General features: G+C 63.9%; 8 protein-coding genes. 5 read left to right on the forward strand and 3 right to left on the reverse strand.

Annotated features, from left to right (window positions below; translation table 11 throughout):
- Positions 1–313, forward strand: a 313-nt coding sequence (locus M3498_06375) for a methyltransferase (protein MDQ3458910.1), incomplete at its 5' end; no start/stop codon positions are given.
- A gap of 18 nt (positions 314–331) precedes the next feature.
- Positions 332–1474 carry an FAD-dependent monooxygenase gene (locus tag M3498_06380; protein ID MDQ3458911.1) on the forward strand — a complete coding sequence of 381 codons (1143 nt, stop codon included), beginning with the start codon at positions 332–334 and terminating at the stop codon, positions 1472–1474.
- 334 nt (positions 1475–1808) lie between these two features.
- Here the strand turns inward: M3498_06380 and M3498_06385 are convergent, their stop codons facing one another.
- Entirely contained in the window at positions 1809–1958 is a 150-nt protein-coding gene (locus tag M3498_06385) for a hypothetical protein (protein ID MDQ3458912.1), read from the reverse strand.
- Between the two features lie 73 nt (positions 1959–2031).
- Here M3498_06385 and M3498_06390 point away from each other — a divergent pair, with 73 nt between their 5' ends.
- Both M3498_06390 and M3498_06395 read left to right on the forward strand, forming a co-directional pair.
- Entirely contained in the window at positions 2032–2949 is a 918-nt protein-coding gene (locus M3498_06390; GenBank protein MDQ3458913.1) for a hypothetical protein, read from the forward strand.
- Between the two features lie 26 nt (positions 2950–2975).
- Entirely contained in the window at positions 2976–3632 is a 657-nt protein-coding gene (locus M3498_06395) for a phosphatase PAP2 family protein (GenBank protein ID MDQ3458914.1), read from the forward strand.
- 22 nt (positions 3633–3654) lie between these two features.
- Here M3498_06395 and M3498_06400 read toward each other — a convergent pair whose 3' ends face one another.
- Both M3498_06400 and M3498_06405 read right to left on the reverse strand, forming a co-directional pair.
- Complete coding sequence (locus M3498_06400) at positions 3655–4350, reverse strand: PHP domain-containing protein (GenBank protein ID MDQ3458915.1); 696 nt, start codon at positions 4348–4350, stop codon at positions 3655–3657.
- 343 nt (positions 4351–4693) lie between these two features.
- Positions 4694–6817, reverse strand: a complete 2124-nt coding sequence (locus M3498_06405; protein MDQ3458916.1) for a tetratricopeptide repeat protein — start codon at positions 6815–6817, stop codon at positions 4694–4696.
- A gap of 81 nt (positions 6818–6898) precedes the next feature.
- Between M3498_06405 and M3498_06410 the strand changes: the two genes are divergently transcribed.
- On the forward strand, positions 6899–7079 hold a 181-nt coding region (locus M3498_06410; GenBank protein MDQ3458917.1), incomplete at its 3' end, for a hypothetical protein.

Genomic DNA, 7079 nt, shown 5'->3' on the forward strand with positions numbered 1-7079 from the left:
GTTTGACTTTGTCGTGTCCAACCACCTTCTTCACCATCTGCCCCATGAGGGGGTGGAGGCGATGTGCCACGAGACGAGGCAGCTCAGCCGGAAGCTGGTCATCCATAACGACATCGAGCGCGGCGACCTGGCCTATCTCGGCTTTGCCGCGCTGACCGGGCCCTTTTTTCGCAACTCCTTTATCACCGCCGACGGCTTGGCGTCAATCCGGCGCAGCTATACCCATAACGAACTCGCCCGCCTCGCGCCGGAGGGCTGGAGGGTCAAGAGGATGCTTCCTTACCGGCAGTTGCTCATTTACGAGAAGGGCTAGGGCGTGGCGAACGCTTCTATGCCAGACGTTTATGACGCCGTCATCGTCGGCGGCGGACCGGTAGGGCTCTTTCTCGGTTGCCGCCTGGCGCAGTTGGGTTTGCGCTTGTGCGTCCTCGAGAGGGACTTGGCGCCGCGCGCGCACTCGAGGTCGATCGGCATTCATCCGCCGTCGCTCGAGTACTTTGAAGCTCTAGGCGCCGTGGGGGGGCTCCTGGAAGGGGGCGTCAAGGTCCGGCGCGGCTTGGCCTTCGCGGGCGCGCGGCCGCTCGGCGTGCTCGACTTCGCCTGCCTGCCGGGTCCTTATCCCTTCGTGCTGATGCTGCCGCAACACGAGACCGAAGCCATGTTGGACGCGCACCTCCTCTCGCACTGTCCGGGAGCGCTCGAGCGGGGCGCGGAGGTCAGGACCGTTCACGCCTTTGATGACGGCGTCACCGTCGGCTACCGCCATGAAGGCCAGGACAAGAGGGTGGCGGCGCGCTTTGTGGTGGCTTGTGACGGCAAGGAGAGCACGGTTCGGACGCTGGCGGGCCTCGGCTTTAGGGGCGGCCCTTACGGCGACAGCTACCTCATGGGTGACTTTTGCGACAGCAGCGGCCTGGGCGCGGACGCCGCCATCTACCTGGCGGCTGAGGGGCTGGTCGAGTCCTTTCCGCTGCCCGGAGGCGTCCGCCGCTGGGTGGTCAAAACCGATAGTTACTGCAAGGACGCCACCGTAAGTGACCTCTGCAAGCTGGTCGAGGCCAGAGTCGGCCACCGCTTGGCGCCGGAGACCAGTACCATGCTGAGCGCCTTTGGCGTGCAGCGTTACCTCGCCGAGAGCTTCGTGCGCAACCGGGTCATCCTGGCCGGCGACGCCGCCCACGTCGTCAGCCCCATCGGCGGGCAGGGCATGAACTTGGGCTGGTTCGACGCCTGGGCGCTCGCTCGAGCGCTCGCGCGCATCGTCAAGGAGGGGCAGCCGCACGCGCCCCTGCTCGAGGCCTACAACCGGCGGCGCATGAGAGCCGCTCGAGCCGCCATAAGGCGCGCCGAGCTCAACATGCTGATGGGCCGCAAAGCGCGTCTTGCCGCCCTTCGCGATGCGGGCGTCGGCGCCTTGCTCCACAGCCCCTTTAAACGCGCGTTGGCGAGACTCTTTACGATGCGGGGGCTGTGATGTGAGGGGGCGGTATACTTTGGGCGTGTTTGAAGTGATTCCCTGCGTCGATATCCAAGGGGCCGGGCCGTAAGCCACTCGTGCTGGGTTGTACTGGCTGGGTTGTACCGTGGGCGCGCCAGCAACAAACGCGCTGTCTCAGGCAATAGCTGGGCTCGTGACGCTCGGCTTTCCGGGGCTTAGTGGCTAGGGGTGCTGGAGCTATGGTAGCGCGGCCATCTCGTTTGTCGCTACCCTCTTCGCCGAGTCGGCAAGAGGAGTAGCCTTGGGTGACGCGACGCCCCACGTTAGCGCAGCCTGCAATCCACGGGGCGCCGGGGAGTAGACTCTGCTGTCATGCCTGGAGAACAAGCTTGAAGCCCCTGCCGACGACACCGCCGACGACACCGCCGTCAAAGGCGATCTCGGCGCGGCCCGAAGCGCGGGGCAGGTATCTTCTGGGCGCTGCCCTGGTGATCTCGGTGAAGTGCCTGCTCTTCGTCATGCGCGCCGACAACCACGGCGATCGAGCTGAGCGTGCAGGTCGAGCTCTGAGCCTTACCCCAGAAGGAGGCCCTGTGAAAAGGACGGACCCCGCGCAACGAACCGCTGCCGGCGCAGCGGCCGCGTTGCCCATCTTGCTCAACGACCGGGCGGGCGCCTTCAAGCACGCCAACAGCCTCGAGGAGTTACAGCAGATGGCGCGGCTGGTGGGGCTCGAGGCCGAGCTTATCCCCACCGGGTCCGCCCAGGAACTGCGTGAGACCGTCCGCAAGCTGGTCGCCGAGGGGGCGCCGCGCCTCGCCGTGGCCGGTGGCGACGGCACGGTGAGCCTGGCCGTTCAGGAGCTCGCCCACGGTGACACCGTGCTGGGCATTTTGCCGCTGGGCACGGCCAACAACTTCGCGGCCGCCCTGCACATCCCCCAGGACCTGCCCTCGGCCCTGCGGGTGTTGAAGGAGGGCGTGGTCTTAGAGGTTGATCTGGGCGAGGCCGGCGGCCACTACTTTAGCGAGGCCGCGGGCACCGGCCTCTTCGCCGACGCGCTGGCGCTCTACGGGCAGGGCACCAACAAGAACTTCTTCCGCGGGCTCTACGCTCTCTTGCGCGTCGTCTTGTCGCTGAGGGCGCACGGCCTCCGCCTGATCATAGACGGCGAGCCCCATGTCGAGCGGGCGGTGATGTGCACCGTCGCCAACAGCTACCGCACCGCCCAGGCGGTGCCGATCGCGCCCGGCGCCAAGCTGACCGACGGCAAGCTGGACGTGGTGGTGATCGGCAACTTGAAGCTGCGGGAGTTGCTTCCCTACTACCGGGCGGTCCGGGCGCAACTTCACGCCAGCCTGCCCAAGGTGAGCAGGTTTCAAGCCAAGGAGCTGCGGCTCGAGTCGCGGCGCCCGATGAACGTGCACTGCGACGACCAGGTGGTCGGGACGACGCCCGTCACCCTCACGGTCCATGCCGGCGCCCTCAAGGTCCTGGTCGAACGCTTGTGAAGAGAACAGCCGTGAAGAGAACAGCCGTGAAGAGCAGGATTACGAAGAGAACGCCGAGGCCGTCACGGCCGCTGGTCTTGCTGGTCGCCGTCTTTCTGGCTCTCTCGCTGGCGGTGCACGCTCCCGGTCTGACGGAGCTCGACCTGCGCCTTAGCCGCTGGCTGCAGGGGTTCCGGAGCGAGGTGCTGGACGGGGCGGCCCAGAGCCTCACCGTGCTCGGCAACACCCTGCCCCTCATCGCGTTCGGGCTGGCGGCGGCGCTGGTCTTTTTCCGCCTGGGCCTGCCCTGGGCCGCAGCCCTGAGCGCGGCCATCCCACCGCTCACCTTGTCGCTGAACGGGCTGATCAAGGCGCTCGTCGGTCGCCCCCGCCCGGACGAGGGCCTGGTCGATGTGCTCTTCGCGCCCGTCGGGCTCAGCTTTCCCTCGGGTCACGCGCTGGTGCCTACCGTGGTCTATGGCTTTTTGGCGCTGCTGGCCTGGCGGCGGCTTTCCGGCTTCCGGCGCTTGCTGACGACGCTCCTGCTGGTCGCCCTCACGGTCCTGATCGGCCTCAGCCGGGTCTACCTCGGCGTGCACTGGTTTTCCGACGTCGTCGGCGGCTGGACGGGCGGCCTGCTGTTGCTGCTGCTCGTGACGGCCTTGTACCGGGCGGTCGCACCCGGAGAGTGGCGGGCCCCTTAACTACAGGCTCCTTGGTCGCGCTTCAGCCTTCGCCCTTGCGCCAGGAGCCCTTCAACCTGCGGCGGGTGTCGCGCCAGAACTTGTAGACGACGGCGAGGGCCGGATGGGTCCACTCGCCCACGGGCGTGCCGCCCGCCAAGGCGGCGAGCAGGTCGTCGGGGCCGCGCACGGCCCGGGTGGGCACCTCGACCCAGGCGCTGCCGATGTCCTGGCGGGTGTGCGCGTCCGAGCCGGCGCTGATGGGCAGGCCGCGCGCCTGCGCCCAGCGCACGGCGGCGCGGTTCCAGCGGGGTTGCGAGATGCGCGCGTTGAAGGTCTCGACGACATCGACATCGTGGGCGATGCGCTCGAGCGCCCGGGGACGCAGCCGCGAGCGCTTCATGGGGTCGAAGCCGTGGGGGAGATAGACCAGCCCGCCCTGGGCCTTGATGCGTCGGACCGTCTCCTCGGGGCTCAAGCCCGGCTCGATCTTTTCATCCAAGAAGAGTCCGATGAGCTCGCCCTCGGCGGTGGTGATCTCCTCGCCCACGATGATGGTCAGCGCCCCGCCCGCGTCCGCTAAGGCCCTGCGGGCGAGCTCCTGCGCGCCCCATATCTCGTTGTGGTCGGTGATGGCCTGGACCGCGACGCCGCGCTCCAAGCATCTCCGGGGGATGTCCGTGAGGGGCGTGATGCAGTCGAAGGAGGCCTCGCTGTGGCAGTGGAGGTCGATCTTCATCTTGCCCACGGGGGCCTCACCGGCCTCTCCGGCCGCGGCCCCGGCGGTCCCGATCTGGCTTGCTTCCGGGTCCCTCGCCTCCTCGGTGGGGCCGCCTGGACGACGCGACGCTTGTTGCACCTTTGCTCCCTTCCGTTCTGCCGACAGGCAGTGCCGCCTTGGGGGCACACCCGTCAGCCCATTGTGCTCCAAATCGTGCTCGAGATTGTGGCTGAAATTAAGGTGACGAGTGAGAAGGAAAGACTCTTACCCATTTCCCTTTACCCTTCACCCCTACGGCGCGTGACTCATGGGCAGGAACACCTCTCACCGGCGACCGGTTCCGAGACCCCTCGAGCGAGGTCTAGCTCCGGACGCTCGAGGCTTTCGATGCCTTTTTGGAACTCGGCCTGTCAGCAAGGTCACGGCACATCCGCAGGGCCTCTTCGAGCGCCACCGTCTGCCCGCGCAACCAGGCGTTCTTGAACGGCTTTTCCCTTAGGCTCTCGCGCAGCCGTGCCAGCAGGTCTTCATAATCACCCTGATAACGGGGCATCCGCGCAAAGCCAAGCCTTTGCCGCATCATTTCTGCGCATGCCAAAAGTTGTACGGCTCGAGCCCCTTCACCCGCGCCGGCCTCGAGCTTGGCTTGCGTCTCGAGCGCTTTGACAAGCGTCTTTTGATCGCCACTGGTGTGAGCAAGTTCCACGGCTTCCGTGAGCAGGGGCTGCGCCGTTTGGTAGTCGCGCCGGTCGAGATGCCACCTTGCCAAGGCCTCGAGCACGCGCATCATCATCCAGTTATCGCCCGTTTTGCGGCACAGGCGCAGGCATTCCTGATAACAGCCGTAGGCTTCTTCCGGCTTTCCTTGGTCGACGAACACGCTGCCGAGGAGATTGAGCGCATGAGACGCGAGCGATACATCGCCGACCGCGCCTTGAATGGTGAGGCTTTCTTCCAAAAGCTCGCGTGCTTCACTAGCATCGCCGCGTTTTTGGAGGCTGCCCGCTAAGTTGTTGAGCAAGTGGCTGACCATTCTCTTGTCTCCGAGCCTTCTAAACAGCTCCAAGCTACCCTGGTAGCGTTCGATCTCTTGCGGTATGTCGCCACGCTGAGCGGCGTCTACGCCCAGATTCAACAGGCTGATCCCCTCGCCATGCGTATCCCCAACGGCACGGAAAAGCTCGAGGCACTGTTCATTCAAGGAATGAGCCTCAGCGAACTCTCCCAGATAGCTCAGCACGGTTGCCAAGCTGACAAGCGCTTTGGCACGGCTGTGATCATCACCCAACGCATCGCTAAGAGCCGCTGACTCTTCGTAGTAAAGCCGGGCTCGCTGGTAGTTCGCCCCTTCATTGTTAAGCGTGCCTAGTGAACGCAAGATAGCGGCGGCGGCAGCTTTATCCTTACTCTCCTTGGCAAGCTCGAGCGCCGACTCGTAACACGAGCGCGCACCCTCAGGGTCGCCTCGATTGACTTGTGCGATGAGTCCTAAAGCCCTAAGGGATTTTGCCCATAAAGACTTTTCACCCAGATCTTTGGCGATAGCCAGGCTCTGCTCGAGGAGTGTCTGAGCGGTTTCATGGTCACTTTGCACCCAGGCCAAATCACCGGCCAAAAACAAGGCTTTGGCCTCGGTAACGCTATGACTGCTTGTCTTTGGCAAGAACATCGTTAAGTATTCGTAGCCCTCGGTATAGTAACCTTGCGTACCCCAGAAATAGCCGAGGGCGGTAGCAAGCCGTAGGGCGGTTTCTGTGGCCCCTTTTGCTTCGAGGTTCCGAAACGCTTCACGAAAGTTATCCATCTCTTCGCTCAAGCGCCCAAACCATCTCACCTGCTCTTTGCCCTGCAACCGCGGTTCCGCTTCTTCGGCAAACCCCAGGTAAAAATCGGTGTGTTTGGTTTCTATCTGAGTTTGCTCGTCAGGACGTTCAGCCAGTTTTTCCTGGGTGAACTGATACAAGAGAGAATGTCTGTCGTAGCGTCCGTTCGGCAAGACCCTGAGGAGAGACTTGTCCACAAGCGAAGCCAGCATAGGGATGGTCGCACCGGCTACTTCCGAAGCCGCTTCCCGTCTAAACCCTCCCCGAAAGACCGAGAGCCTTTTGAGGACGTCCTGCTCCTTTTGGCTGAGGCGTTTCCATGAGGACTCAAACGCCGCCTTGAGGCTGCGGTGTCGCTCCGGGATGTTTTTGGTGGTGCTGCTTAAGAACTCGAGACTCTTCCGAATCTCCCCGGCGATGTCAGCGCAAGACATCAGCCTCACCCAAGCGGCGGAGAGTTCAATCCCCAAAGGCAAGCCTTCAACCAATTGGCAGATAGCGATGACATCGGGTAGCTCCCGCCCCAAGTCAAAGTGAGGTTGCGCCCTCTCGGCGCGCTCTTTAAAGAGTTGAACGGCGTCACGGAGGATGGCATCCTCAGAGGGAGTCTTAGGATAGGGTAAGCCCTCAACGGCGAAGATGTACTCCTCCTCGAGCCTCAACGTCTCCCTCGAGGTCACCAGCAGTTTGAGGTTTGGACACCTGCTGAGGAGTGGTGGTAGAAAGCTCGACCCCTCACCTAAATGCTCGAAGTTATCGAGAACGAGCAACATCCTGCGCTCGCCGATAAAGTCGATAAGTTGCTCAAGGGGTTCGCTTGTTGCTTGTTGAGCGAGGCCGAGATGACCGATGAGGCTCGAGGGTATCAGACCGGGGTCACTCAGCGCGTCCAAGGGGATGAAGTGCACGCCGCCAGCGAACGCG

This window comes from Deinococcota bacterium (genome assembly GCA_030858465.1).
Classification (GTDB): domain Bacteria; phylum Deinococcota; class Deinococci; order Deinococcales; family Trueperaceae; genus JALZLY01.